Source organism: Burkholderia sp. MSMB1498 (genome assembly GCF_001526245.1).
In the GTDB taxonomy this organism is placed as follows: Bacteria; Pseudomonadota; Gammaproteobacteria; order Burkholderiales; family Burkholderiaceae; genus Burkholderia; species Burkholderia savannae.
The window spans coordinates 287,173-309,762 of sequence record NZ_LOYJ01000101.1 but is presented as its reverse complement, the minus strand read 5'-3'; the positions used below and the strand labels follow the sequence as shown (position 1 = coordinate 309,762).

Annotated in this window: 22 protein-coding genes, 1 tRNA gene and 1 riboswitch; of the genes, 8 read left to right on the top strand and 15 right to left on the bottom strand. The window is 65.8% G+C overall.

The window, feature by feature from the left end:
• Positions 1 to 197: 197 nt before the first annotated feature.
• Complete coding sequence (locus tag WS91_RS22940; RefSeq protein WP_156432440.1) at positions 198 to 1,391, top strand: hypothetical protein; 1,194 nt, start codon at positions 198 to 200, stop codon at positions 1,389 to 1,391.
• A 164-nt stretch (positions 1,392 to 1,555) separates the two neighbouring features.
• Here the strand turns inward: WS91_RS22940 and WS91_RS22935 are convergent, their stop codons facing one another.
• The 6 genes from WS91_RS22935 to WS91_RS22910 form a co-directional block, all read right to left on the bottom strand.
• Positions 1,556 to 2,767 (bottom strand): tyrosine-type recombinase/integrase, encoded by a 1,212-nt coding sequence (locus tag WS91_RS22935; protein WP_059671067.1) that lies wholly within the window; start codon positions 2,765 to 2,767, stop codon positions 1,556 to 1,558.
• A gap of 173 nt (positions 2,768 to 2,940) precedes the next feature.
• A tRNA-Ala gene (locus WS91_RS22930) sits at positions 2,941 to 3,016 on the bottom strand.
• A 60-nt stretch (positions 3,017 to 3,076) separates the two neighbouring features.
• Positions 3,077 to 3,436 carry a c-type cytochrome gene (locus WS91_RS22925; RefSeq protein ID WP_038746654.1) on the bottom strand — a complete coding sequence of 120 codons (360 nt, stop codon included), beginning with the start codon at positions 3,434 to 3,436 and terminating at the stop codon, positions 3,077 to 3,079.
• On the bottom strand, positions 3,436 to 4,236 hold the full coding sequence (locus WS91_RS22920) for a BON domain-containing protein (RefSeq protein WP_059671066.1): 801 nt from the start codon (positions 4,234 to 4,236) through the stop codon (positions 3,436 to 3,438). The genes WS91_RS22925 and WS91_RS22920 overlap by 1 nt, the downstream gene beginning before the upstream one ends.
• Positions 4,237 to 4,254: 18 nt before the next feature.
• The gene (locus WS91_RS22915) at positions 4,255 to 4,833 is read right to left on the bottom strand and encodes an SIS domain-containing protein (RefSeq protein ID WP_038746648.1); all 579 of its coding nucleotides are present in this window, start codon (positions 4,831 to 4,833) and stop codon (positions 4,255 to 4,257) included.
• A gap of 122 nt (positions 4,834 to 4,955) precedes the next feature.
• Complete coding sequence (locus WS91_RS22910; RefSeq protein WP_038746644.1) at positions 4,956 to 5,390, bottom strand: YraN family protein; 435 nt, start codon at positions 5,388 to 5,390, stop codon at positions 4,956 to 4,958.
• Between the two features lie 46 nt (positions 5,391 to 5,436).
• On the opposite strand from WS91_RS22910, the gene rsmI reads away from it, so the two are divergent.
• Entirely contained in the window at positions 5,437 to 6,321 is an 885-nt protein-coding gene (gene rsmI / locus WS91_RS22905) for a 16S rRNA (cytidine(1402)-2'-O)-methyltransferase (protein WP_059645483.1), read from the top strand.
• A 95-nt stretch (positions 6,322 to 6,416) separates the two neighbouring features.
• On the opposite strand, the gene WS91_RS22900 is transcribed toward rsmI, so the two are convergent.
• On the bottom strand, positions 6,417 to 7,046 hold the full coding sequence (locus WS91_RS22900; RefSeq protein WP_038746638.1) for a septal ring lytic transglycosylase RlpA family protein: 630 nt from the start codon (positions 7,044 to 7,046) through the stop codon (positions 6,417 to 6,419).
• Positions 7,047 to 7,647: 601 nt separating this feature from the next.
• On the opposite strand from WS91_RS22900, the gene WS91_RS22895 reads away from it, so the two are divergent.
• From WS91_RS22895 to WS91_RS22885, 3 genes are all read left to right on the top strand, one after another.
• Complete coding sequence (locus WS91_RS22895; protein ID WP_038746634.1) at positions 7,648 to 8,292, top strand: MBL fold metallo-hydrolase; 645 nt, start codon at positions 7,648 to 7,650, stop codon at positions 8,290 to 8,292.
• Positions 8,289 to 8,945 (top strand): exonuclease, encoded by a 657-nt coding sequence (locus WS91_RS22890; RefSeq protein WP_038746631.1) that lies wholly within the window; start codon positions 8,289 to 8,291, stop codon positions 8,943 to 8,945. The genes WS91_RS22895 and WS91_RS22890 overlap by 4 nt, the downstream gene beginning before the upstream one ends.
• Positions 8,946 to 9,035: 90 nt before the next feature.
• Entirely contained in the window at positions 9,036 to 9,494 is a 459-nt protein-coding gene (locus WS91_RS22885; protein WP_010107036.1) for an Lrp/AsnC family transcriptional regulator, read from the top strand.
• 159 nt (positions 9,495 to 9,653) lie between these two features.
• Here WS91_RS22885 and WS91_RS22880 read toward each other — a convergent pair whose 3' ends face one another.
• From WS91_RS22880 to WS91_RS22870, 3 genes are all read right to left on the bottom strand, one after another.
• Positions 9,654 to 10,844 carry a cation diffusion facilitator family transporter gene (locus WS91_RS22880; protein WP_059578096.1) on the bottom strand — a complete coding sequence of 397 codons (1,191 nt, stop codon included), beginning with the start codon at positions 10,842 to 10,844 and terminating at the stop codon, positions 9,654 to 9,656.
• Positions 10,845 to 11,084: 240 nt separating this feature from the next.
• Positions 11,085 to 11,378: an H-NS histone family protein gene (locus WS91_RS22875; RefSeq protein ID WP_038746752.1), complete on the bottom strand. Its 294-nt coding sequence runs from the start codon at positions 11,376 to 11,378 to the stop codon at positions 11,085 to 11,087.
• Between the two features lie 383 nt (positions 11,379 to 11,761).
• Positions 11,762 to 12,442 carry a HugZ family pyridoxamine 5'-phosphate oxidase gene (locus WS91_RS22870; RefSeq protein WP_059671116.1) on the bottom strand — a complete coding sequence of 227 codons (681 nt, stop codon included), beginning with the start codon at positions 12,440 to 12,442 and terminating at the stop codon, positions 11,762 to 11,764.
• Between the two features lie 299 nt (positions 12,443 to 12,741).
• Here WS91_RS22870 and WS91_RS22865 point away from each other — a divergent pair, with 299 nt between their 5' ends.
• Positions 12,742 to 13,947, top strand: coding sequence for an MFS transporter (locus tag WS91_RS22865; RefSeq protein WP_059645477.1), 1,206 nt, complete (start codon positions 12,742 to 12,744; stop codon positions 13,945 to 13,947).
• 133 nt (positions 13,948 to 14,080) lie between these two features.
• Here the strand turns inward: WS91_RS22865 and WS91_RS22860 are convergent, their stop codons facing one another.
• Together WS91_RS22860 and WS91_RS22855 are read right to left on the bottom strand one after the other, a co-directional pair.
• Positions 14,081 to 15,223 (bottom strand): branched-chain amino acid ABC transporter substrate-binding protein, encoded by a 1,143-nt coding sequence (locus WS91_RS22860; RefSeq protein WP_038746623.1) that lies wholly within the window; start codon positions 15,221 to 15,223, stop codon positions 14,081 to 14,083.
• Positions 15,224 to 15,665: 442 nt separating this feature from the next.
• Entirely contained in the window at positions 15,666 to 16,766 is a 1,101-nt protein-coding gene (locus WS91_RS22855; protein WP_059671064.1) for an NAD(P)H-dependent flavin oxidoreductase, read from the bottom strand.
• A gap of 295 nt (positions 16,767 to 17,061) precedes the next feature.
• Between WS91_RS22855 and WS91_RS22850 the strand changes: the two genes are divergently transcribed.
• Together WS91_RS22850 and WS91_RS22845 are read left to right on the top strand one after the other, a co-directional pair.
• A complete protein-coding gene (locus WS91_RS22850) occupies positions 17,062 to 17,754 on the top strand; it encodes a dienelactone hydrolase family protein (RefSeq protein ID WP_038746617.1) in 693 nt (230 codons plus the stop codon).
• Positions 17,755 to 17,853: 99 nt separating this feature from the next.
• Positions 17,854 to 19,344 carry an amidase gene (locus tag WS91_RS22845; RefSeq protein WP_059578083.1) on the top strand — a complete coding sequence of 497 codons (1,491 nt, stop codon included), beginning with the start codon at positions 17,854 to 17,856 and terminating at the stop codon, positions 19,342 to 19,344.
• 159 nt (positions 19,345 to 19,503) lie between these two features.
• On the opposite strand, the gene metF is transcribed toward WS91_RS22845, so the two are convergent.
• The 3 genes from metF to ahcY all read right to left on the bottom strand — a co-directional run bounded on the left by metF (position 19,504) and on the right by ahcY (position 22,291).
• The gene (gene metF / locus WS91_RS22840; protein WP_059645469.1) at positions 19,504 to 20,334 is read right to left on the bottom strand and encodes a methylenetetrahydrofolate reductase [NAD(P)H]; all 831 of its coding nucleotides are present in this window, start codon (positions 20,332 to 20,334) and stop codon (positions 19,504 to 19,506) included.
• A gap of 18 nt (positions 20,335 to 20,352) precedes the next feature.
• Positions 20,353 to 20,706 (bottom strand): phage holin family protein, encoded by a 354-nt coding sequence (locus WS91_RS22835; protein ID WP_038746608.1) that lies wholly within the window; start codon positions 20,704 to 20,706, stop codon positions 20,353 to 20,355.
• A 163-nt stretch (positions 20,707 to 20,869) separates the two neighbouring features.
• Positions 20,870 to 22,291, bottom strand: a complete 1,422-nt coding sequence (gene ahcY, locus WS91_RS22830) for an adenosylhomocysteinase (RefSeq protein WP_038746605.1) — start codon at positions 22,289 to 22,291, stop codon at positions 20,870 to 20,872.
• A gap of 34 nt (positions 22,292 to 22,325) precedes the next feature.
• A riboswitch (S-adenosyl-L-homocysteine riboswitch) is annotated at positions 22,326 to 22,465 on the bottom strand.
• Positions 22,466 to 22,590 lie beyond the last annotated feature (125 nt).

The window sequence follows — 22,590 nt, the reverse complement described above, 5'->3', positions numbered from 1 at the left end:
TATCTTGAATATTTTTCTTGATTTACCGTGAAACCACGACAAGACTTCTATATTAAGATTAGAGGTCACTTAAGCGAAATAATTTATGTAATTTGAGTCAATGCAAGGAAGTTCGACTGTGGAGCTGGAGTTGGATTCCTGGATAAAAATAACCTGTTTGGATCATGAGCTGACAACAACAACTTGAAGAGGTCTTCATGAACCTATACACCGACAAAGCTCGAACTCATTCGAGCGTTGGCCTGTTCAATACTTCCGATGAGCCATGGCGCAGTACCACTTGCATACTGCGCCCTAGACGAAATTGGGAAGGCGAGGAGCACGCTGCGCTGTACGATGAGTTTTCCTTGTTCTCGCAGAAAGTGCATACCAACGATGAAGTCGCTTTTGGAATTGAGCAGATTAATGGGATAAAACGAGCCGTTAGCCTTCCCAGCGCAGTGCCGGGGGAGGCAAGCCTGGCTGACATGATGGGCCGCTGTCGGGAGTTTATGGACCTTTGCGATCCCAAGTTGTTTTACACCGCCGACTGGCAGTTGTTCTTCGACTGCTACCGTGAACATGACTTTGGCTGGATTCACCCCCGCTTCGATCCTAATATGGCATTTAGTGAAGGGATGTTGGCTGCCGAGGTGTACAACAATTTCTTGGATCGCCTCCGAGAAGAAGCGGTCAAGCGAAGGTTGAAGAAGAGCCTGTCCGATTGGAAAATGGGATTGGCATATCAACGGGCAATCATCCACGATTACCTTGCCTGGCTCGTTTCAATGTACGATCTTCTACCGGTTCGATTAGATTTTCAATTCTTGGAAAGCGCATTTGACGAGGCCGATCTACTTGAGCGCATGAGTTGGATGCCTGGGCTGAACCAAGGTTGGAGGCGTGTTGCATCCCAATCTATATCCACTGGCAAGGCAGGTGAGACGCGTGCACGGATCGATCCAGTGCAGGCAATGGAGTATCGCGATCGCTTTTTCAAGAAGCGGCTTGGGCCCGAGCGTCACGTATTCGAGCGAATAGTCGGCCATATCGCTAAGATGGAGCGGGGCGGAAAGCGACGCGCGAATCATTTTCACTGCATCTTTTTTCTCGATGCCCGAAAGGGGAAAGACATCGAGGGGCCGATCAACGCTTTGACGCGCCGATGGGAAGTCGTGACGAGGCACCAAGGGTGGGTCTACAACTGCCACAAGAGTCCGAAGAAGCACGACATGATCGCGAACGGAACGTGGGCCTTGGAGCTTATCGAGAAAGGAAATGCGCACAAGCTGGCTACTCTGGACGAATACGTGGGGCGTTACTTCGCGAAGGACAAGGACCAGATGTTGCGGATCAAGCCGACGGCGTATTCGAACACGTTGACGAGAGGGAAGTTTCCGTCCGAGCCTTAAGCGTCACGAATGGGAGTTGGCGCGGCGCTCTCGTGCACCGCGTCTTCCGTCAAGGCTTCGTGGTTACTTTCGTTATCTGTTGCGAGTATGGTCGGACGTGGGCCCTGTCAAATCCGACAAACGCGGACGCCCCAGGACGAACGGAGGCTGCGAGTGCCTTGCAGCTATCGTGCGGCCGCAATGGGAACGACCTCTGCGCCAGCTTTGAGCTGCTCCAAATAGTCGGCCCACTTTTGCATCATTAAGACACGGTCGTCGATAAACTTCGTCCGGTTGTACGCAGTGCCTAGCGCGTCGGGTACTTTGTGGGCAAGTTGATGTTCGATGACTTCGCTCGGGAAGCGAAGACGCTCATGCAGAATCGTCCGAGCCATCGCGCGGAATCCATGCCCCGTGATCTCCGTTTTTGTATCGAAACCCATCCGCCTCAGCGCAGCGTTGATCGCCGCCCCGCTCATGGGCTTGCTCACGTCCCGACCTGGAAAGACGTATTTGCGTTGGCCGGTAAGCGCATGCAGGTCACGCAGTATCTCGACGGCCTGTCTCGCCAAAGGCACGAGATGCTCGGTCTTGGTCTTTGACACCGTGTAGCGCCATTGAGCCTTGTCGAGGTCAAACTGCGACCATTCCGCTGTCCGCAACTCGCCGGGGCGCACAAACAGGAGCGGCGCGAGACGCAGAGCGCACTGAACGACAAATGTTCCCTGGAAACCGTCGAGCGCCCGCAGGAGGCCCGCGACGTCGTCCGGTTCCGTCACAGATGCGAAGTGAGTGTGGCGAGCGGGGGGAAGCGCACCGCGCAGGTCTGCGCTAACGTCACGCTCTGCCCGCCCGGTGGCAACTGCGTAACGAAAAACCTGACCGCAGTTTTGATGGACGCGATGCGAGGTGTCGAGCGCGCCGCGCGCTTCCACCCTGCGCAGGACCGCGAGAACTTCCGGAGCTTTGATCTCTGCGATCGCTCGACCGCCCAGCCAAGGAAAAACGTCTTTCTCGAGACGAGCGATGATCTTATCTGCGTGACTCTTCGCCCAGCCCGGCGACTGCCTTGCAAACCACTCGCGCGCGACCGCTTCGAAGCTGTTCGCCGCGCGCTCAACGGTTGCCGCCTTCTGCACCTTGCGCTCAATTCCCGGATCGATCCCGTTAGCGAGAAGCCTGCGCGCCTCGTCCCGGCGAAGCCGTGCTTCCTTGCCGCTGACCTCAGGGTAGACGCCCAGCGCCAGGCGCTTTTCCTTGCCGGCGAATCGATACTTGAACCGCCAATACTTTCCGCCCGCCGGCGAGACTTCCAAATACATGCCGGAGCCATCTGTAAGGCGGTAAGGCTTCTCTCGGGCGGGCGCATTGCGAATTTCGGCGTCAGTCAGGGGCATTCGATCTCCGTGGGGGCATCAGCACGTGGGGGCATGGTTCGTGCCCCCTAAAATGCCCCCTGGCGCCCCAAGATGTCAATGACGACATCAGACGAACGCAGAAACAAAAAACCCCGCAAGCCTTACCGGCTGCGGGGTTTTCTGACTTGCTCGTACAACCCTAGACATGTTCTTGGTGGAGCGGAGGAGGATCGAACTCCCGACCTTCGCATTGCGAACGCGACGCTCTCCCAGCTGAGCTACCGCCCCTCACCAACAGCCGACGATCATACATCACGCCATCTGATCTTGGCAACAGGTTTGCACCGATTATTTCGACGGCGCACCGGCCAGCACCCATTGGACAACCGAGCGTACGTCGGCGTCGCTCATCCGCGGGTGCGCTGGCATCGGGATCGCGCCCCAGACGCCGGAGCCGCCGTCCTTCACCTTCTTCGCGAGCTTCGGCTCCGCCTGCTTGTCGTTCTTGTACCGCTCGGCGATCTGCTGGAACGACGGCCCGACGAGCTTGCGATCCACCGCGTGGCACCCCATGCACGCATTGCTGCGCGCAACCTTCAGGCCGTCGCCGACATCCGCATGCGCCGGCAAGCTCGCCATCGCGCAACCGAACGCCGCGACGACTGCTGCCGCGCCGCCCATCACCCGTTTCGCATACTTCGCAACCATTAAGGCGTCCCCGCCTTCGGATTGCCCGGATGCACGTTCGTCGAATTGGAGACCGGCGCGGGCGCTTGCAGCGGCGTCGCGGTGACGCTCGAATCCGGCACCGCGCCGACCGTCGCGCCTTCGGCCGCCGTCGCGGGCGCGGCGGCGGCCGACGCGCCGCTCGCGGGCGTCGCCGCCGTCAGCGCCTCCGCTTCCTGCGGCTTGATGTACTGGAACACCTTGACGACCTTCTCGACGCCCGGCACGCGGCTCGCGACGTCCGCGCCGCGATTGCCTTCGTCGCTCGTCACGAGGCCCATCAAATACACGTTGCCGCGCTCGCACACGACCTTGTAGTTGTTCGCGGAGATGCCCTTCTCGGCGATCATCGCGGTCTTCACGCGGCCTTCGAGGTACGAGTCGTTCGCCCGGTCCGACAGCGAGCTCGCCGGCCCGACCGCGAGCTCGTTGACGATCGCGTTCACGTTGTTGATCCCGCGGACGATCTCTTCGGCGCGCTGCTTCGCGGCGTCGCTCGGCACTTCGCCCGTCAGCAGCACGCGGCGGTCGAACACCGTCACGTTCGTGTGCGAGCCGTCCGGCAGCCCGTTGTTCATCTGCGTCAGCGCCTTCACCTGGATCTCGCGATCCTCGGTCTGCGCGCCGAGCGTGCGGCGATCGGTCGCGACGAGCGCGCCGCCGCCCGCCGCCGCGCCCGCGACCGCGAGCACGCAGCCCTGCAGCGTCGCGGCGAGGCCGGCCGACAGGCCGATCACGAGCGTGGTTCTGACTAGCGTCTGTCTGACGCGGCTGTTACTCATCGACGGCTCTCCTTCGAATCAATCCTCGCCCAGCAGCATCGCGTCGATGCCGTCGCACAGGCAGTGGATGGTCAGCAGATGGACTTCCTGAATGCGCACCGCCCGCTCGGACGGCACGCAGATCTGAATATCGGTGTCGGCGAGCGACGCGCCGAGGCGCCCGCCGCCGTGGCCCGTCAGCGCGACGACGATCATCTCGCGCTCGCGCGCCTCCTCGACCGCCGCCCGCACGCGCGGCGATTCGCCAAGCGGATCGAGCACGAGCAGCACGTCGCCCGTCTGGCCGAGCGCGCGCACTTGTTGCGCGAAGATCTGATCGGCGTCGGCCGTGGAGCCCGGGCGGCCCGCCTCGTTGTGGAGCGCGAGTCCCGGCAGGCCGGGCCGTTCGCGCTCGAATCCGCCGATCAGCGCGGCGGCGAGCCGCTCGGCCGCGGCGGCCGACGGGCCGTCGCCGCACGCGACGATCTTGTTGCCGTTCGCGAGCGCCATGAACATCGCGTCGACGGCCGCCGCGATCGGCAGCGACAGCGCATCGAGCGCTTCGTGAGCGAGCGCCGCGCTGTCGCGGATATGTTGCTGAATACGTTCGACTGACATCGATTCCTAATCGGGTACTGCGCGCGTGGTCTGCGTCGCGCGGCATCGTGAGTGCGGCGAGTTTACCGCACTCCGCACTCGCCGCCCGAGCGTCGCCGCATCTCTTTACATCTCGACACAAGCTAGCCCGCGTCGTCGACGCGAAATGCGTCGCGCAGCCACACGAGCCGGCCGCGTTCGAATGCGACGACATCGAAGCGGCACGCGCTCGCGCCGCCCGTGCGCGCCCAGAACACGTGCGCCGCGTGCAGGAGCCGCATTCGCTTGCGCGCGCCGACGCTCTCCGCGGCGCCGCCGTAGCGTGCGCTCGTGCGCGCGCGCACTTCGACGAACACGAGCGTGCCGTCGCGCTCGCGCATCACGAGGTCGATCTCGCCGCCGCGCACGGTCACGTTGCGCGCGACGAGCGCGAGCCCCGCGCGCTCGAGGAAGCGCAGCGCGCGCGTCTCGAACGCGGCGCCGACGACGCGCTTGGACCCGGCCGCCGCGGAAAAGTTGTCGCGCTGCACGGCTTCGGCGCCGCGCGTTTGCTGCCCCGCCGCGCGCGCATGGCACAATGCGGGGCTTCCTTCGTTTGCGCCGCGTGCGGGCGCCTTTCGTGTCATGACTTCCCTCCTCGATCTCGCGCGGGCGCAGCAATATCCGACGGGCGCCCTCTACGTCGTCGCGACGCCGATCGGCAACGCCGCCGACATCACGCTGCGCGCGCTGCACGTGCTGGCGCTCGCCGATCGCATCGCCGCCGAGGACACCCGCAACACGGGCCAGTTGCTCGCCCGCTACGGGATCTCGAAGCCGCTCGTCGCGGTGCACGAGCACAACGAGCGCGCGGCCGCGGCGAAGCTGGTCGACCATCTGCGCGCGGGCGAGCGGATCGCTTACGTGTCGGACGCCGGCACGCCTGGCATCTCCGATCCGGGCGCGAAGCTCGTCGACGCGGTGCGCGCCGCGGGCCTCGGCGTGATCCCGCTGCCGGGCGCGAGCGCGGCCACCTCGGCCGTGAGCGTCGCGGGCGACTGGGCGGGCGCGTTCACGTTCGCGGGTTTCCTGCCGCCGAAGCCGAAGCAGCGCGAAGCGGCGCTCCAGGCGCTGAAGGCTCATCCGTATGCGCTCGTGTTCTACGAGGCGCCGCACCGGATCGTCGAGACTGTCGAAGCGCTCGCGGCGGCGCTGGGCGGCGAGCGGCGCCTGTTGATCGCGCGCGAGCTCACCAAGCTACACGAGGAGTTGTTCGAGGGCACGCTGGCCGAAGGGCCGACGTGGCTGCGCGCCGACGCAAACCGACAGCGCGGCGAATTCGTGCTGGTCGTCGAAGGCGCGCCGCGGGACGATCGCGCCGCCGACGAAACCGCGCACGATGCGCTGCTCAGATTGCTGCTCGACGAAGTGCCGGTGAAGAGCGCGGCGAAGCTCGCCGCGGCATTGACGGGCGCGTCGCGCAACGCGTTGTACGCGCGTGCGCTCACGCTGAAGAACGAAGAAGAGTAAGGATTCGCTGCAAAAGCAAAAGGGCCGCGCGAAGCGGCCCTTTTCACGTGCGTTCGATAGTCGGCCGTCCGGCCGATGCGGTGCGTTCGTCGCGGTTACTTCGCCGCGTTCGACGCGAGCATCTCGTCGCGAGCGACGCGCGCTTGTTCCGGCGACAGGCCCTGGATCTTCACGCGCGCGGTGCCCGCATGGACGAGGCCGATCACCTTCGCCGCCGCGTACGACAGATCGAGAATCCGGCCGCGCGAGAACGGGCCGCGATCGTTGATCTTCACGACGACCGACTTGCCGTTCGTCTGGTTCGTCACGCGCACGTACGACGCGAGCGGCAGCGTCCGATGCGCGGCCGTGAGTTCGTTCATGTTGAAGCGTTCGCCGTTCGCGGTGCGGCGGCCATGAAAGCCCTTGCCGTACCACGATGCCCGGCCGGTCTGGCGGAAATCCGAGACGTCGGCGGCGTCGATCGGCTTCGCGTCGGCGAGCGATTGGCGCGACGCATCTTGCGAGCCGGCGGCGGGCATCGAGGCGAGCGCCGTGTCGAAGTTCAGCGGTGCGCCCGCCGTATCCTTATTGTTGGCCGCGCCCGCTGCGGCCGTGCGCAGTGCGTCCTTCGACGCGGCGCTTTTCGCCTGTTCGGCGGACGGTGCGTTCGGCGGCACCGCGCAGCCTGTCAGCGCGAAAAATACAACTAGAGTCCCGAGCTGCCTCGGTAATCGAAATCTCATCGACGTGTCGCCTGCTTGTACGGGCCGCGCTGCTACGAATGCGACCCGGACGGACATGCATGCCCCGATCGCGCTCGCGCGCGGGCGGCTCAGCATTTGGCGCGGCTCACGTTCTGCCGCAACCGGTCCTGATTAGCTTTCACGTCTGGCGCAACCTGTCCCCGGCAGCCTGACCAGACCCCACATGCCGCCAATCGAACATGGCTTCCACGTTCGTGCGCGTCGTAGACTCAAACGCGCAGGAACGGCGGCATAGGCCTCATCCGGCGTCGCGGCAGCTGGGCCGCAGCGGACGCGTTGCGCCCGGCCGGACAAGACGTGAGCACCGACGAATCGGTACTAGATGCACCACCGGACCCCCGGCGGGCATTTGCATTGACGGCGTCACGGAAACCAAAAACGGGTTCCGAACACCCACTGACGGCGTGGTCTTCCACGCACACTGGACCGCATTATACATAAACGAAAACAGCCGCCTCAAAAACAGGGGGGGTGAGCGATTGATTCTCTCTATGATCGAAACAATCGGCATAAAGGTGCCGCGCGCGGCGAGCAATCCGCCCGGCCAGTACAATCTGGGCTTTTAGCCGCCGCTCGCCCCATGAAAGTCACGCTCATTCCGGTCACGCCGTTCCAGCAGAACTGCTCGCTGCTCGTCTGCGAGAAAACGGGACGCGCCGCCGTCGTCGATCCCGGCGGCGATCTCGAACTGATCGAGCAGGAAGCCGCTCGGCAGAACGCGCAGATCGAGAAGGTGCTGCTCACGCACGGCCACGTCGACCATTGCGCGGGCGCGAAGCGGCTCGCCGCGCATTACGGCGTGCCGATCGAGGGGCCGCAGGAGGAGGAGCGCTTCTGGATCGAGAAGCTGCCGATGCAAAGCGAGCGCTTCGGCTTTCCGGCCGCCGAGGCGTTCGAGCCCGACCGCTGGCTCGACGACGGCGACACCGTCACGTTCGGCGACGAAACGCTCGAGGTCTATCACTGCCCGGGCCACACGCCCGGCCATGTCGTGTTCTTCAGCCGCGCGCATCGGCTTGCGATCGTCGGCGACGTGCTGTTCGCCGGCTCGATCGGCCGCACCGATTTCCCGCGCGGCAATCACGCCGACCTGATCCGCTCGATCCGCGAAAAGCTCTGGCCGCTCGGCGACGACGTGACGTTCGTGCCCGGCCACGGCCCGGCGTCGACGTTCGGCGACGAGCGCCGCACGAATCCGTTCGTTGCAGACGGGGTGGCGGGATGAGCGCCGCGCCGACGGTTCCGAGCCGCGAGATCTACGTCAGCACCGACGTCGAGGCGGACGGCCCGATCCCGGGCCCGCATTCGATGCTGAGCTTCGCGTCCGCCGCGTTCACCGAGGACAAGCAGCTGATCGCGACGTTCTCCGCGAATCTCGAGTTGCTGCCGGGCGCGGCGCCGCATCCGGTGCAGGATGCGTGGTGGAAGACGCAGCCCGAAGCATGGGCCGCGTGCCGGCGCGACCTGCAGGCGCCCGAGACGGCGCTCGTCGCGTACGTCGAATGGGTCGAGGCTCTGCCCGGCAAGCCGGTGTTCGTCGCGATGCCCGCGGGCTTCGATTTCACGTTCATGTTCTGGTACATGATGCGCTTCGCCGGCCGCTGCCCGTTCTCGTGGTCGGCGCTCGACATCAAGACGCTCGCGTTCGCGATGACGGGCCTGCCGTACCGCAAGGCGATCAAGCCGCGCTTCCCGAAGCATTGGTTCGACGATCATCCGCACACGCACGTCGCGCTCGACGACGCGATCGAGCAAGGCGCGCTCTTTTGCAACATGCTCGCCGACCTGCGCGCGATGCAGGCGGCGAAGGCGTCGGCGCCGCCCACCGAAGAAGCTGACGAATCAGCACAAAATGCCGCCGACGGCCCGAGAAATTAGCGAATCTCGCTCGTTTCAAGCCCTTCGGATTGCCTTTCCTTTCACCCGCCTCTACCATTGCCAAATGTTGTAGCCGCTTTGGAGGCGCAGGTGACCCTCGATACCTTTTCGCAAAAAATCCTTCGCCTGTTGCAGCTCGACGCGCGCCGCTCCGTGCAGGAGATCTCCGATCAGGTCGGCCTCTCCAGCACGCCGTGCTGGCGCCGCATCAAGGACATGGAGCAGTCCGGCGTGATCCAGCGGTACACGGCCCTCCTCGATCGCGAGAAGCTCGGGCTCCATATCTGCGCGCTCGCGCACGTCCACCTGACCCGCCACAACGAAGGCGGCGTCGAACAGTTCGAGCGGGAAATCGCGACCTGCCCCGAAGTGACCGAGTGCTACAGCACGACGGGCGAAGCCGATTACATCCTCAAGATCGTCGCCCCCGACATCAAGGCTTACGACGTCTTCCTGCACGAGCGGATCTTCAAGATTCCCGCCGTGTCGCAAGTGCGCACGAGCGTCGTGCTGCGCGAGATCAAGTTCGACACGCAACTGCCGCTCTGACGCGTTGGGGCGCGCCGTCGCGCGTGCGTTCTCGCGCGACGCTCATGCGCTTGCCGTTTGATGTTTGTGTTTGCCGTTTGCGTTTGCGCCGAGCAGCGCGCGCCGACGTGTCGGCGCGCCCCGGCGAGCCCTTTTTGCCCGCTTGCCGCCCCGGCCGGCTCAGTGCGGCCGGCCGGCGGCCGCCGCGTCGCTCGACGCGAGCGCGCGCGAAATGCCGAGGCGCCGCGCGCCGAACCGGCGCTTCAATGCTTCGACGTCCAAACGAGCAACCGGATCGCCGCCGCCCGCGCGTTCCAAGCTTGCATCCGGCGCGAGCGTGATGTCGATTTCGAGGCCCGTGCTGAGGTAGTGCAGGTTGATCGCGCCTGCCCGCAGCCCCGCCTTGTCGAGCGCCGTCTCGATCTGCCCCTCGATCTGTTCGCGCGGCGGCAAATCGAGCACCGCGCGGCGCGCGACGTCGTGCTCCGGATCGACGTGGATCAGCGCGTCGAGCACGCGCCGGTCGGTCAGCACGCACGCGCGCGCCGCCTCCGCGATGTAGTGCCCCTCCGAGACCGACATCATCGGATCGACGAGGATGTGAGCGTCGACGAGCGCCGAATCGCCCATCTTGCGGGTGCGCAGATCGTGCACGTCGCGCACGCCGGGCGTCGACACGATGAGCGCGCGGATCTCGGCCGACGCGTTCTCGTCGAGCGCGCGGTCCGACAGATCCTGCAGCGCATCCCAGCCGAACGTCCAACCCATCCGCGCGACCATGAAGCCGACGATCGCCGCCGCGATCGGGTCGAGAAGGCGCACGCCAGCGAGGCTGCCGACGATGCCGATCGCGACGACGAGCGACGACGCGGCGTCCGAGCGCGCGTGCCACGCGTTCGCGACGAGCATCGCGGAGCGCACGCGCTGCGCCTCGCGCAGCATGTAGCGGAACAGCCCCTCCTTCGACAGCAGCACGACGACCGCGACCGCGAGCGCACTCGCATGGACGGGCGGGATATCCTCGAGATGCACGAGCCGGTCGCCCGCGCGCCACAGCATCCCGACGCCGACCGCAATCAGGATCGCGCCGAGAAAGAATGAAGCAACCGTTTCATAACGGCTATGGCCGTAATTGTGATCGGCATCCGGTTTTGCGCCGCTATGCCGGTTCGCGAGCAGTACCACAAAATCGGAAACCAAATCCGACAAAGAGTGGACGCCGTCCGCAATCAAAGCCTGGGAATGCGCAATTACGCCGACGGCCACTTGCAGTGTCGCCAGAATCACATTGAGCACGATGCTGACGAACGTGCTCTTGCGAGCGACGGCCTGCTTTTCCGAGGCCAGGTCGTCGTTTGAAAAAGTAGACATGTAATATCGAATGCGGCGAAAGACACCGCAATTCTATCAAGCGGAACTTGAAAGCGCTCGGCACGAAGGCAAAAAATCAAGCAAAATCAACCGCTTATGAAAACGCAACGCATTTTCATTTACCGCTAAACATGACATTTCTATGACAAATGCCGGCCACGGCGGCCGATACCAAAAACACAAAAGGCCGCGCTCCCCTCGAGGGGGCGTGGCCTTTTGTGTTTGGCAGGCAGGTTGCGCTCAGATGGCGAATTGCTCGCGATTCTTGCCGGCAATCCAGCGAGGAGGCTTCCCACGGCCCGACCAGGTCGCGCCGGATTCCGGATCGCGGTATTTCGCCGCGACACCGGCGCGGGGCCGCCCCGCCTTTCCAGCTTTGCCGCGACCGAGACCGAGTTCTACGAGCGAGAAACCGTAATCGGCGATCTTTTGCTTGACGTCGCTCAATACCTCCGCGTATTCGCGCGACTTGGCCTCTTCGATCTGCTTCTCCAGCTTCTCTCGCTGAGCGAGAAGGTCCTTGTAAGAAGACATAAATTCCCTTTTATCTGACCAAATGGCACCGATCTTCGGTCGGCTTGCCATCTAAACTAACGATGCCTCGGATAATTGGATCGAAGGTTAGCACAAAAAAGAATTCGGTGAATACCGCATCGCCGAAAATTAATGTTGTATTTTGTGATTTGATTGTTCAAATTGACCAGCATCCGCTTCATTTGCAATTATCGCCAGTCTTACAACTGGATTGGCTGAATTCAGTACATATTTTAAGCTCGCAAATTGCGCAATTGCCCTGGGCGATCGAATTAGAAGTTTTCATGAAACGAAAGGTTCCGCAGATTGAAAGCGCGGCCGCCGCCTTATCTCGTTTAATACGCTCACAATGTGCGGAATCGCTCATAATCGGAGCCGCCGCTTTACTCGAGCGAAACGGCGGCAGCCTCTCGCAGCGCCGCCGACAGCGCTTCGGCGTCCATTTTCGGCGCGCCGAACGGCGTGCGCCGCCTCGAGCCGTTCAAACGCCAGTCCGCGCCGTAGCGGTCGATGCCGAGCAATTCGAGGCCCGCGCGCCGCTCTCGCGACGCATCGTATTCGTCCCATAGCGCGCGCTCTTCGTCATAACCGACGGGCGCGAGCCCGTCCAGCTCGGTCGCGTCGAGCCAGCCCATCCGCCCGAATCCGCCTATATAGCGCAGCCGATCGCATGCGAGCGCCCAGAACGTGAAGTCGCCGAGCGCGAGATAGCGCTCGCCGTCCGGGTGATAGCGCAGATAGCGCGCGGCGACATGCGGATCGGCGTCGACCAGCTCGAAACGGCCGACGAGCGTCGCGCGCTCCGCCTCGAGCACGCCGTCCGATGCGCCCGCCGCGTCGCCCAGGCCGTCGACGACGAGAAATCCGGCGCGCGGATCGGCCACGAGATTGCGCGTGTGCTCGGCGAGCCCGCTCACGAGCACGACCGGCCGGTGCCGCGCGTCGACCGCGTACGGCACCACGGTCGGATACGGATAGCCTTCGGGCGCGCGCGAATGCGTCGCGAGCGTGCCGAGCGCGTTGCGGTGAAGCAGATGAAGCGGTAAGTCGGCGGAAATGTTCACGTGCGTGGTCCCTGCTTGCAAGAATGGCGCGTTCGGACCGGCGTCGCCGCCGTGCGGGCCGGAAACGCCGCGGGCGGCGGCGATCGCCGCGGGCCCGAACGGCGCGCGCCGCCAAGCCGGCGAGCGCACGCCAAGCATGCGCTCGCCGGCGCGTCGCGCGCAACCCGGCAGGCGCAAGCAGGATGCTCCGCACTCCGCTAGAATCGCCGCTGCTTTTGGATTCGCCGCCGTTTTCGTTAAGCGCCGCGTAAGCTTCGCGCGCCGCGCTCGCCCGATTTTCCCCGTCCGCCAAGCTTTTCGTGTCCGACCAGTCGCCCCATCTCGCTTCGCCCGCCTCCTTTCATCGCCTGCTTCCGTCATCCGCCCGCCAGCGCGCGCGGGCGGCGACGATGGCGCTCTTCTTCGTCGCCGGCATGATGTATGCGTCGTGGGGCGTGCACGTGCCGACGGTGCGCGACGCGTTCGCGCTGTCGCCCGCGAGGCTGTCGTTCGCACTCCTCGCGGTCGCGATCGGATCGATCGTCGCGATGACGACCAATGCGCGCTGGATCGCGCGCGTCGGATCGCGCACCGCGTGCCTGACGGGCGGCCTCGCGATGTCCGCGTGCAGCGCCTTGATCCTCGTCGTGCCGACTTATCCGCTGCTGCTCGCGGTGCTCGCGCTGTTCGGCTTCTCGATGGCGACGCTCGACATCGCGATGAACGCCGAGGCGAGCGCCGTCGAATCCGCGTTCGAGCAGCCGATCATGTCGATGCTGCACGGCATGTTCAGCGTCGGCGGGATGGTGGGCGCCGCAGCGGGCGGCGCGCTGCTGTCGGGCGGCATGGCGAGCGCCACGCACCTCGCGCTCGCCGCGCTCGCGAGCGCGCTCGTGCTCGTCGTCGCCTGCCCGGCCGTGCTGCCGCACGTGCCGCACGCCGCCGCGCACGGCGGCCCGCGCGCGAACCGCTGGCGCTCGTCCGCGCTGTGGGCGCTCGGCGCGATCGCGCTCGTCGCGCTGATCGCCGAAGGCGCGATGTACGACTGGGCGACTGTTTACATGCGCGACGTCGTCCGCGCGACGCCGGCATTCTCGAGCGCCGCCTATGCGGCGTTTTCAGGCGGCATGGCCGCCGCGCGCTTCGCGGGCGACGCGGTCCGCGCGCGCTTCGGCGCGCCGCAGCTCGTCTGCGCGAGCGCAACGCTCGCGTGCGTCGGCATGATCGGCGCGCTCGCGCTGCCGTATCCCGTCGTCGCGCTGGCGGGTTTCACGCTGATGGGCCTCGGCCTTGCCAACATGATGCCCGTGCTGTTCGCCGCCGCCATGCGAGTCGAAGGCATGCACGCGGCCGAAGGGCTCGCGCACGTCGCCGGGCTCGCCTACTTCGGACTGCTGTTCGGCCCGGTCGTGATCGGCGCGGTCGCACAGGCGGCCAACCTTTCGGCCGGGCTGTCGATCGTCGCGCTGTGCGCGGCGCTCGTCGCGATCGTCGCGCCGAAGGTGCTGGCCCGGTTGAAGGTCTGATCCGGCGCAGGCCCGCCCGCGCCCGGCGTTCGGCGGCCCGAGCCGCTCGCCCGCCTTCTTCGCGTCGAAAAAAACAAGGCGCGCACGCCTTCCGGCATGCGCGCCTCGCCCCCTCCGTCGGCCGCGCCAACGATTACATCTTGACTTCGTCCAGGAACGTCTTCTTGCCGTTCTTGTAGTCGTACAGCGAAATCACGCCGTGCTGCAGGTCGCCCTTCGAATCGAAGGTCGTCGTGCCGATCACGCCCGTGTAGTTCGTCTTCGGCATCACGGCGAGAATCTTCGCCGGATCGGTCGAGTTCGCGCGCTTCATCGCGTCGACGATGATGTACACCGCGTCATACGTGAACGGCGCATAGATCTGGATCGGCTGGCCGAAGCGCTTCTCGTACTTCGCCTTGAACGCCCCACCGCCCGGCATCTTCTCGAGCGACGCACCCGCTTCCGAGCACACGACGTTGTCGGTCGCATCGCCCGCCAGGTCGGACAGCTTTTCCGTGCAGACGCCGTCGCCCGCGAGGATCTTCGAGCGCAGGCCGAGCTGCTTCGCCTGCTTCGCGAACGGGCCGCCCGTCGCGTCCATGCCGCCGTACATCACGGCGTCCGGATTCTCACCCTTGATCTTCGTCAGGATCGCGCGGAAATCGACCGCCTTGTCGTTCGTCGCGTCGTGCGACAGCACCTTCAGGCCGAGCGCCTTCGCCTTCTTCTCGAATTCGTTCGCGAGACCCTGGCCGTACGCCGTCGAATCGTCGACCACCGCGACGCTCTTGATGCCCTTCGAGTGCGCATAGTTCGCGAGCGCCGGGCCTTGCTGCGCGTCGGTCGCGACGACGCGATACGTCGTCTTGAAGCCTTGCTGCGTGTAAGCCGGATTCGTCGCCGACGGCGAGATCTGCACGATGCCCGCGTCGCTGTAGATCTTCGACGCCGGGATCGACGTGCCCGAATTCAGGTGGCCGACGACTGCGGCGACCTTGTCGTCGACGAGCTTCTGCGCGACTTGCGTCGCCTGGCGCGGGTCGGCCGCGTCGTCCTGTGCGTCGAGCTGGAGCGTGATCTTCTGGCCGCCGATCGTGAGACCCTTCGCATTGATCTCTTCAACCGCGAGGCGCGCGCCATTTTCGTTGTCCTTACCGAGGTGGGCGATCCCGCCCGTCAGCGGTGCAACATGGCCGATCTTGATGACCTGGTCGGCGGCAGCGTTCGTGGCGGCTGCAGCCATCAGCATAGCCGCCGCGCTGATCGGCAGCAGCTTTTGCATCTTGATATTCATGGAAGTCTCCAGTTTCAATCCGAAAAAACACCTTCACCGACGCCCCGCACCGATCCTCGTGTTCGACAAAAAATCACTGGACGATTCGCCGGCTGCATTGGTTTATTCACCTGCACCAATCAAGCGCGCGATGCACCGCATGCGGGGCGGCCTTCACGTGCTTGCGCGCAAGTGTAGGTGATCAAATTAATTAGTGGGATGTTTTTAGAGAACTGGGATGACTACCGATGTCGCAGTTGCGGCAAACCTGGCCTGACCAGCCGCAAACCCCCGAAACATAAGGGTTTCCGCCAATTCAGATGAAGAAATGAAAGACTCGATTAATGATTGGGAAAGCGATTTCAATCATGTTTTCAATCAATGTCTTCCAATTGAAATAATTCGGTGAACAGAGCGTATCGACAATGCGGCCGGCGTGCGTTTTGTCGCGCCGGCCAATTCGTCAGGCAACCGAAATACTGTGGCGAGAAAGCGTCGCTCGCCATTCGGAATCGAGCGCGTCGATCAACTGCGCGACCGTTTGCGCCGCATCGCGATGCTTGCCGAGCGGCGCGCCCTGGCCGGACCACAGCGACAGATAATCGGCATCGCCCGCGCACGCGGCGGCTTGCCGCAGTTCCTGCGTCAGCGCGTTTTGCACCGGATACGGCGCGACCGAATCGAGTCGCTCGGTCAGCCGCGCCATCAGTGCGTTGCGGATGCCGCGCGCATGGCGGCCCGTGATCGCGCGCGTGACGGACGTCGACGTGTCGTCGCTCGCGATGAGGCGCGCCTTCCAGCACGCCGGGATCGCGCTTTCCGCGCAGGTGAGAAACGCGGTGCCGAGCTGCGCGGCCTGCGCGCCGAGCGCGAGCGCCGCGGCGATCCCGCGCCCGTCCATGATGCCGCCCGCCGCGAGCACCGGCAGGCCTGTCGCGTCGACGAGCTGCGGCACGAGCGCCATCGTGCCGACGAGCGCGTCTTCGGCCGGGCCGATGAACGTGCCGCGATGCCCGCCCGCCTCCGCCCCCTGCGCGCTGATCGCGTCGGCGCCCGCCGCCTGCCACGCGAGGCCTTCGGCGACATGCGTCGCGGTGCCGATCACGTACGTGCCCGCGGCCTGCAACCGCGCGACGTCTTCCTTGTCGAGCACGCCGAACGTGAAGCTCGCGACCGGCACGCGCGCGTCGACGAGCGCATCGAGCTGCGCCCGGAAATCAGGCGCGTAGCGCGCGGGCGGTGCGCCGGGCGGCAGCCCGAAGCGCGCGCGCAGCGGATCGATCGCATCGAGCGCACGACGCACGGCCGCGTCGTCGGGATGCGCGTCGGGCAACGCGAACAGGTTCACGGCGAACGGGCGGCTCGTCGCCGCGCGCACCGCGGCGATCTCGGCGGCGAGCCTGTCGGGCGCGAACGACGCGCCGCCCAGGCTGCCGAGCGCGCCGGCGTTGCACGCGGCCGCGACGAGCGCGGGCGTCGTCGCGCCGACCATCGGCGCCTGCACGAGCGGCAGGCGCAAGTCGAAACGGGCGGCGAACGGAGTCGGGGCGATGCGGGAAATCATGGCGAATCCTCGAATGGATGCAGGGATGCGGTCATGCGAAAGACCGGCGGAATCGAACGATCGACGCACCGACTGTACCCGCGCGCACGGCCCCTGAAAAATGAATAATCCAGATCGATCCGATCGCGCGGCGAGAAGGCTCCGCGGGCCCGATCGACGCGACGGACGCGCCGGCCGCGCGCATCGCCCGGACGTTTCGCGGCACTGCAGCGACGCGGGTTTGGTGGCACACTGGGCGCCGCTTCCACATTCACCGTCAGGACCTTCACGGGTCTTGCTTTGCCAGGAGATCAGCATGGCTTCGCAATGGATCGACATCCCCGCAGGCAACGACACGTTCGGCGGCTACCTCGCGCTGCCCAAGCGCGGCAAGGGCCCGGCCGTCGTCATCATTCAGGAGATCTTCGGCGTCAACGGCCATATCCGCTCGGTCGCCGATCAGTACGCGGCCGACGGCTACGTCGCGCTCGCGCCCGACGTGTTCTGGCGCACGCAACCGCGCGTCGAGCTCGGCTACGAGGGCGCGGACCGCGACAAGGGCATCGAGCTGCTGCAGAAGACCGATGTCGCGCAGGCGGTCGCCGATATCGGCGCGGCCGCGGCCGCGCTGCGCGCGCGGCCCGAGGTCGCGGGCAAACTCGCCGCGATCGGCTACTGTTTCGGCGGCCGCCTCGCGTATCTCGCCGCGGCGCAGCAGCAGGTCGACGCCGCGGTCGCGTATTACGGCGGCGGCATCCAGAATCACGTCGACGTCGCGGCGAAGGTCGCGCAGCCGATCCTCTTTCATTACGCGGGCCACGACCAGTCGATTCCGCCCGACGCGGTCGACAAGGTGAAGGCAGCGTTCGCCGGCCGCCCGAACGCGGAATTCCACCTGTATCCGGACGCGCAGCACGGCTTCAACTGTTCGGACCGCGCGTCGTACGATCAGCGCGCGGCGGCGCTCGCGCACGGGCGCACGCTGACTTTCCTCGCCGAACACCTGTAAGCTGCATGCAATCGCCGCGCCCGCGCCTTCCGCGCGGGCGCGCGCCGCCGTGCCACCGCTTTCGAATTCCGAATCGTTCGCCGCTCGTCACCACGGGGGATGACTGTGCAGTCCGACTACCTGTCTCACGACGCAATCGGGCTCGCGCGGCTCGTCGCGCAGCGCGAGGTCAGCGCCCGCGAGCTGCTCGATGCCGCGATCGGCCGCGCGCAAGCGCTCAATCCGGCGCTCAACGCGATCGTGCTGAACGACTACGCGGCCGCGCGCGAGCGTGCCGCGAGCGGCGCGCTCGACGGGCCGCTCGCCGGCGTGCCGTATCTCGTCAAGGATCTCGGCTCCGCGGTGGGCGGGCTGCCGCTGTCGCTCGGCAGCCGCCACTATCGCCATTACGTGCCGGCCGACGATTCGCCGCTCATCGCGCGGACGAAAGCGGCCGGGCTCAACATCTTCGGCAAGACCAACACGTCCGAGCTCGGGCAGATGCCGTACACCGAGTCCGCGCTGTTCGGCGTATGCCGCAACCCGTGGAACCTCGATCACACGCCGGGCGGCTCGAGCGGCGGCGCGGCGGCGGCCGTCGCAGCAGGCATCGTGCCGCTCGCGCACGCGTCCGACGGCGGCGGCTCGATCCGGATTCCCGCGTCGTGCTGCGGCCTGTTCGGCTTCAAGCCGTCGCGCGATCCGGCGCTCTCGCCGTGGCCGGTGCCGGGCGAGATCGTCGTCGAGCACGCGGTCTCGCGCAGCGTGCGCGACAGCGCGCTCCTCCTCGACATCACCACCGGGCGCGCCGCGCCCGGCCGCTTCGACGGCGCCGGCGCGCCCGGCACGTATCTCGGCGCGCTCGACGCGCCGCCGCCTTCGCTGAAGATCGGCTATGTGACGGACCCGATGCTCGCGCCGGCGCTGTCCGCCGACGTGCGCGACGCGCTCGACGGCGCCGCATCGCTCGCCGCGTCGCTCGGGCACAACGTCGAGCCGACCTCGCTGAATCTCGACTTCGCGCAGATCAGCGAAGTATTCCTGACGATCTGGGCCGCGATTGCCGCCGAGCTCGTGCTCGGCGCGCAGAACATCACGGGACGCAAGCCCGAGCGCGCCGAATTCGAGCCGGCGACATGGGCGATGGCGCAGGTCGGCCGTCGGCTCGCGCGCGAGCGGCTGCCGCACGCGCTCGAGCTGCAGCGGCAGATCACCGCGCGCGTCGCGGGCCTCGTGTCGCGCTACGACGTGATCCTGTGCGCGACGCTCGCCGCGCCGCCGATCAAGATCGGCGAAATGCAGCCGACGCCGTTCGAGACGCGGCAGATGGAGCTGCTCGGCGTACTGCCGATGAAACCGCTGCTCAAGCGCATGCTCGCGGAGGTGTCGGAGAAGGCGTTCTCGTGGGCGGGCTGCACGGAGCTTTTCAACCTGACCGGCCAGCCGGCGATGTCGGTGCCGCTGCACTGGACGCCGCGCGGGTTGCCGGTCGGCGTTCAGTTCGTCGCGCGGCACGGCGACGACGCGCGCCTCTTCACGCTCGCGCGCCAGCTCGAGCTCGCGCGCCCGTGGTTCGACAAGCGGCCGCCGCTCGTGCGCGCGCACGGGTGAGCCGCGCGGCCGGCGCAACGGCGGCTGCGCGCCACATGCCGTGCGCCGCGCCAGCCGCTTCCGCCTGGCCGCTCACGCGGTTTCGCGCAAAAAAAGAGGCGAAACCCGAAGGTTTCGCCTCGTCGTACTGGCCGATGCGCGGCTCGCGCGCCGGCCGGCTCAGAGCCCCAGCCGCTCGCAGACGATCTTCGTCGCCGCCGCGCCGTTCAGCGTGTAGAAGTGCAGGCCGGGCACGCCCGCGTCGATGAGCCGCCGGCAAAGCCCCGTGACGACGTCCGCGCCGAACGCGCGAATCGAATCCTTGTCGTCGCCGAAGCTCTCGAGCCGGCGCGCGATCCAGCGCGGCACTTCCGCGCCGCACATCTCGGAAAAGCGCATCAGCTGCGAGAAGTTCGTGATCGGCATGATGCCGGGCACGATCGGCACGTCGACGCCGAGCTTCGCCGCGTCTTCGACGAAACGGAAATACGCGTCGGCATTGTAGAAGTACTGCGTGATCGCGGCGTTCGCGCCCGCCTTCACCTTGCGCGCGAAATTCTCGAGATCGGCCTTCGGCGAACGGGCTTGCGGGTGGTATTCCGGATACGCGGCGACTTCGATGTGGAACCAGTCGCCGTGCTCGGCGCGGATGAAGCTGACGAGTTCCGACGCATAGCGCAGCTCGCCCACCTCGCCCATGCCGGACGGCAGATCGCCGCGCAGCGCGACGATGTGGCGGATGCCGTGCGAGCGGTACTGATCGAGAATCGCGCGCAGGCTGTCCTTCGACGAGCCGATGCACGACAGGTGCGGCGCGGCTTCGAGCCCCGCCTTCTGCATGTCGAGCACGGTGTCGAGCGTGCCTTGCTGCGTCGAGCCGCCCGCGCCGAACGTGACGGACACGAATTTCGGCTGCAGCGGCGCGAGTTGCGCGCGCGTCGCGCGCAGCTTGTCGACGCCTTCCGCCGTCTTCGGCGGAAAGAATTCAAAGGAAAGTTCGATCGGGTTCATGATTCAGGTGTCACCCCGTCAGCCGATGTTGCGCTGACCGAAGATCAGGGCGGACAGCAGCCACGACACGATGCTGTACAGGATCGAACCGAAGAACGCAGACCAGAATCCCGACACTTCGAAGCCCTTCAGCAGCGACGCCGCGAACCAGAAGCACAGTGCGTTCACGACGAGGATGAACAGGCCGAGCGTGACGATCGTCACGGGCAGCGTGAGCAGGATCAGGATCGGCCGGAGCACCGCGTTGATGAGGCCCAGCACGACCGCGACGATGAGCGCCGTGCCGAAGCTCTTGATGTGGATCGACGGTACGAGGTACGTGATGATCAAGAGCGCGAGCGCGTTGATGATCCAGGTCAGGATGACGGTCATGTGTTGCTCCTTCTGCGTTGACGATCCGGCCGTGCGCGGCCGCCCCGGAAGATGAGAACATGCGGCGCGCCGGGCGGCGGATTGTTCCCGCCGGCGCGCCGCGCGCGGCGGACGTCAGGCGGGCGGCCGCCCGGCGCCCGCGCGCCGGGTACGGATCAAGATATCAGTAACGATAGTGATCCGGCTTGAACGGGCCCGCCTTCGGCACGCCGATGTAGGCCGCCTGATCGTCGGACAGCTCGGAGAGCTGCGCGCCGATGCGCGCGAGGTGCAGGCGCGCGACCTTCTCGTCGAGGTGCTTGGGCAGCACGTACACCTTGTTGCCGTACTCGCCGCCGCGCGTGAACAGTTCGATCTGCGCGAGCGTCTGGTTCGTGAACGAGTTCGACATCACGAACGACGGGTGGCCGGTCGCGCAGCCGAGGTTCACGAGGCGGCCTTCGGCCAGCAGGATCACGCGCTTGCCGTCCGGGAAGATGATGTGGTCGACCTGCGGCTTGATGTTTTCCCACTGGTACTGGCGGGTCGACGCGACGTCGATTTCCGAGTCGAAGTGGCCGATGTTGCAGACGATCGCGTTGTGGCGCATCGCCTTCATGTGATCGTGGCCGATCACGTGGTAGTTGCCGGTCGCCGTCACGAAGATGTCGGCCTTGTCGGCCGCGTATTCCATCGTCACGACGCGGTAGCCTTCCATCGCCGCCTGCAGCGCGCAGATCGGATCGATTTCGGTGACCCACACGGTTGCGCCGAGGCCGCGCAGCGATTGCGCGCAGCCCTTGCCCACGTCGCCGTAGCCCGCGACGAGCGCGATCTTGCCCGCGATCATCACGTCGGTCGCGCGCTTGATGCCGTCGACGAGCGACTCGCGGCAGCCGTACAGGTTGTCGAACTTCGACTTCGTCACCGAATCGTTCACGTTGAACGCCGGGAACGGCAGGCGGCCGTCCTTTTCCATCTGGTACAGGCGGTGCACGCCCGTCGTGGTTTCTTCGGTCACGCCCTTGATGTGCGCGAGGCGCTTCGAGTACCAGCTGCCGTCGATTTCGAGGTGGCGCGCGATCGACTTGAAGAGCGCGACTTCTTCCTCGTTGGTCGGCTTGGCGATCACCGAGCGATCCTTCTCGGCCTTCGAGCCGAGGATGAGGAGCAGCGTGGCGTCGCCGCCGTCGTCGAGGATCATGTTCGCGAACTCGCCGTTCGGCCATTCGAAGATGCGGTGCGAGAACTCCCAGTATTCGTCGAGCGATTCGCCCTTGAACGCGAAGACGGGCGTGCCGGCCTCGACGATCGCGGCGGCCGCGTGATCCTGCGTCGAGAAGATGTTGCACGACGCCCAGCGCACGTCCGCGCCGAGCGCCTTCAGCGTCTCGATCAGCACGCCCGTCTGGATCGTCATGTGCAGCGAACCGGCGATGCGCGCGCCCGCGAGCGGCTGCTGCGCCTTGTATTCGTCGCGGATCTGCACGAGGCCGGGCATTTCGGTCTCGGCGATGTTCAGCTCCTTGCGGCCCCAGCCGGCAAGCGCGATATCGGCGACGACGTAATCTTGTGCGGAATTGGAATCGATGACAGCGGCGTTCATCACGCCCTCCTTTCTAAAAAAGTTCTAGAAAATTGTGACGTGAGCGCCGTTCAAGTAAGCGGGCGTCATCGGCGGGAACGATCGCCGCTACGCGACGATGCTGCGCCGACACACCGCTCGGTTGACCCTTTCCGAGCCTGGCGGGCGGGGCCCGTCGCAACGCTCCTCGGAAACGAGGTGGGATTGTAGCAAATCGAGACGAAATTTTCCTATCGTGCAAGCGGAGCGCTCGCGCGGCATTTTGCCGGCCTCGCCGACGCGCGCGCGCTTCCCGTGCATTGCGCCCGTCGCCGCCCGGC

Coding starts and splice junctions, on each gene's coding strand:
- metF (WP_059645469.1), bottom strand. CDS start 20,334: ATGAACCCGATCGAACTTTCCTTTGAATTCTTTCCGCCGAAGACGGCG.
- WS91_RS22920 (WP_059671066.1), bottom strand. CDS start 4,236: ATGAGTAACAGCCGCGTCAGACAGACGCTAGTCAGAACCACGCTCGTG.
- rsmI (WP_059645483.1), top strand. CDS start 5,437: ATGACTTCCCTCCTCGATCTCGCGCGGGCGCAGCAATATCCGACGGGC.
- WS91_RS22855 (WP_059671064.1), bottom strand. CDS start 16,766: ATGATTTCCCGCATCGCCCCGACTCCGTTCGCCGCCCGTTTCGACTTG.
- ahcY (WP_038746605.1), bottom strand. CDS start 22,291: ATGAACGCCGCTGTCATCGATTCCAATTCCGCACAAGATTACGTCGTC.
- WS91_RS22935 (WP_059671067.1), bottom strand. CDS start 2,767: ATGCCCCTGACTGACGCCGAAATTCGCAATGCGCCCGCCCGAGAGAAG.
- WS91_RS22875 (WP_038746752.1), bottom strand. CDS start 11,378: ATGTCTTCTTACAAGGACCTTCTCGCTCAGCGAGAGAAGCTGGAGAAG.
- WS91_RS22850 (WP_038746617.1), top strand. CDS start 17,062: ATGGCTTCGCAATGGATCGACATCCCCGCAGGCAACGACACGTTCGGC.
- WS91_RS22940 (WP_156432440.1), top strand. CDS start 198: ATGAACCTATACACCGACAAAGCTCGAACTCATTCGAGCGTTGGCCTG.
- WS91_RS22890 (WP_038746631.1), top strand. CDS start 8,289: ATGAGCGCCGCGCCGACGGTTCCGAGCCGCGAGATCTACGTCAGCACC.
- WS91_RS22860 (WP_038746623.1), bottom strand. CDS start 15,223: ATGAATATCAAGATGCAAAAGCTGCTGCCGATCAGCGCGGCGGCTATG.
- WS91_RS22895 (WP_038746634.1), top strand. CDS start 7,648: ATGAAAGTCACGCTCATTCCGGTCACGCCGTTCCAGCAGAACTGCTCG.
- WS91_RS22845 (WP_059578083.1), top strand. CDS start 17,854: ATGACTGTGCAGTCCGACTACCTGTCTCACGACGCAATCGGGCTCGCG.
- WS91_RS22880 (WP_059578096.1), bottom strand. CDS start 10,844: ATGTCTACTTTTTCAAACGACGACCTGGCCTCGGAAAAGCAGGCCGTC.
- WS91_RS22835 (WP_038746608.1), bottom strand. CDS start 20,706: ATGACCGTCATCCTGACCTGGATCATCAACGCGCTCGCGCTCTTGATC.
- WS91_RS22900 (WP_038746638.1), bottom strand. CDS start 7,046: ATGAGATTTCGATTACCGAGGCAGCTCGGGACTCTAGTTGTATTTTTC.
- WS91_RS22925 (WP_038746654.1), bottom strand. CDS start 3,436: ATGGTTGCGAAGTATGCGAAACGGGTGATGGGCGGCGCGGCAGCAGTC.
- WS91_RS22915 (WP_038746648.1), bottom strand. CDS start 4,833: ATGTCAGTCGAACGTATTCAGCAACATATCCGCGACAGCGCGGCGCTC.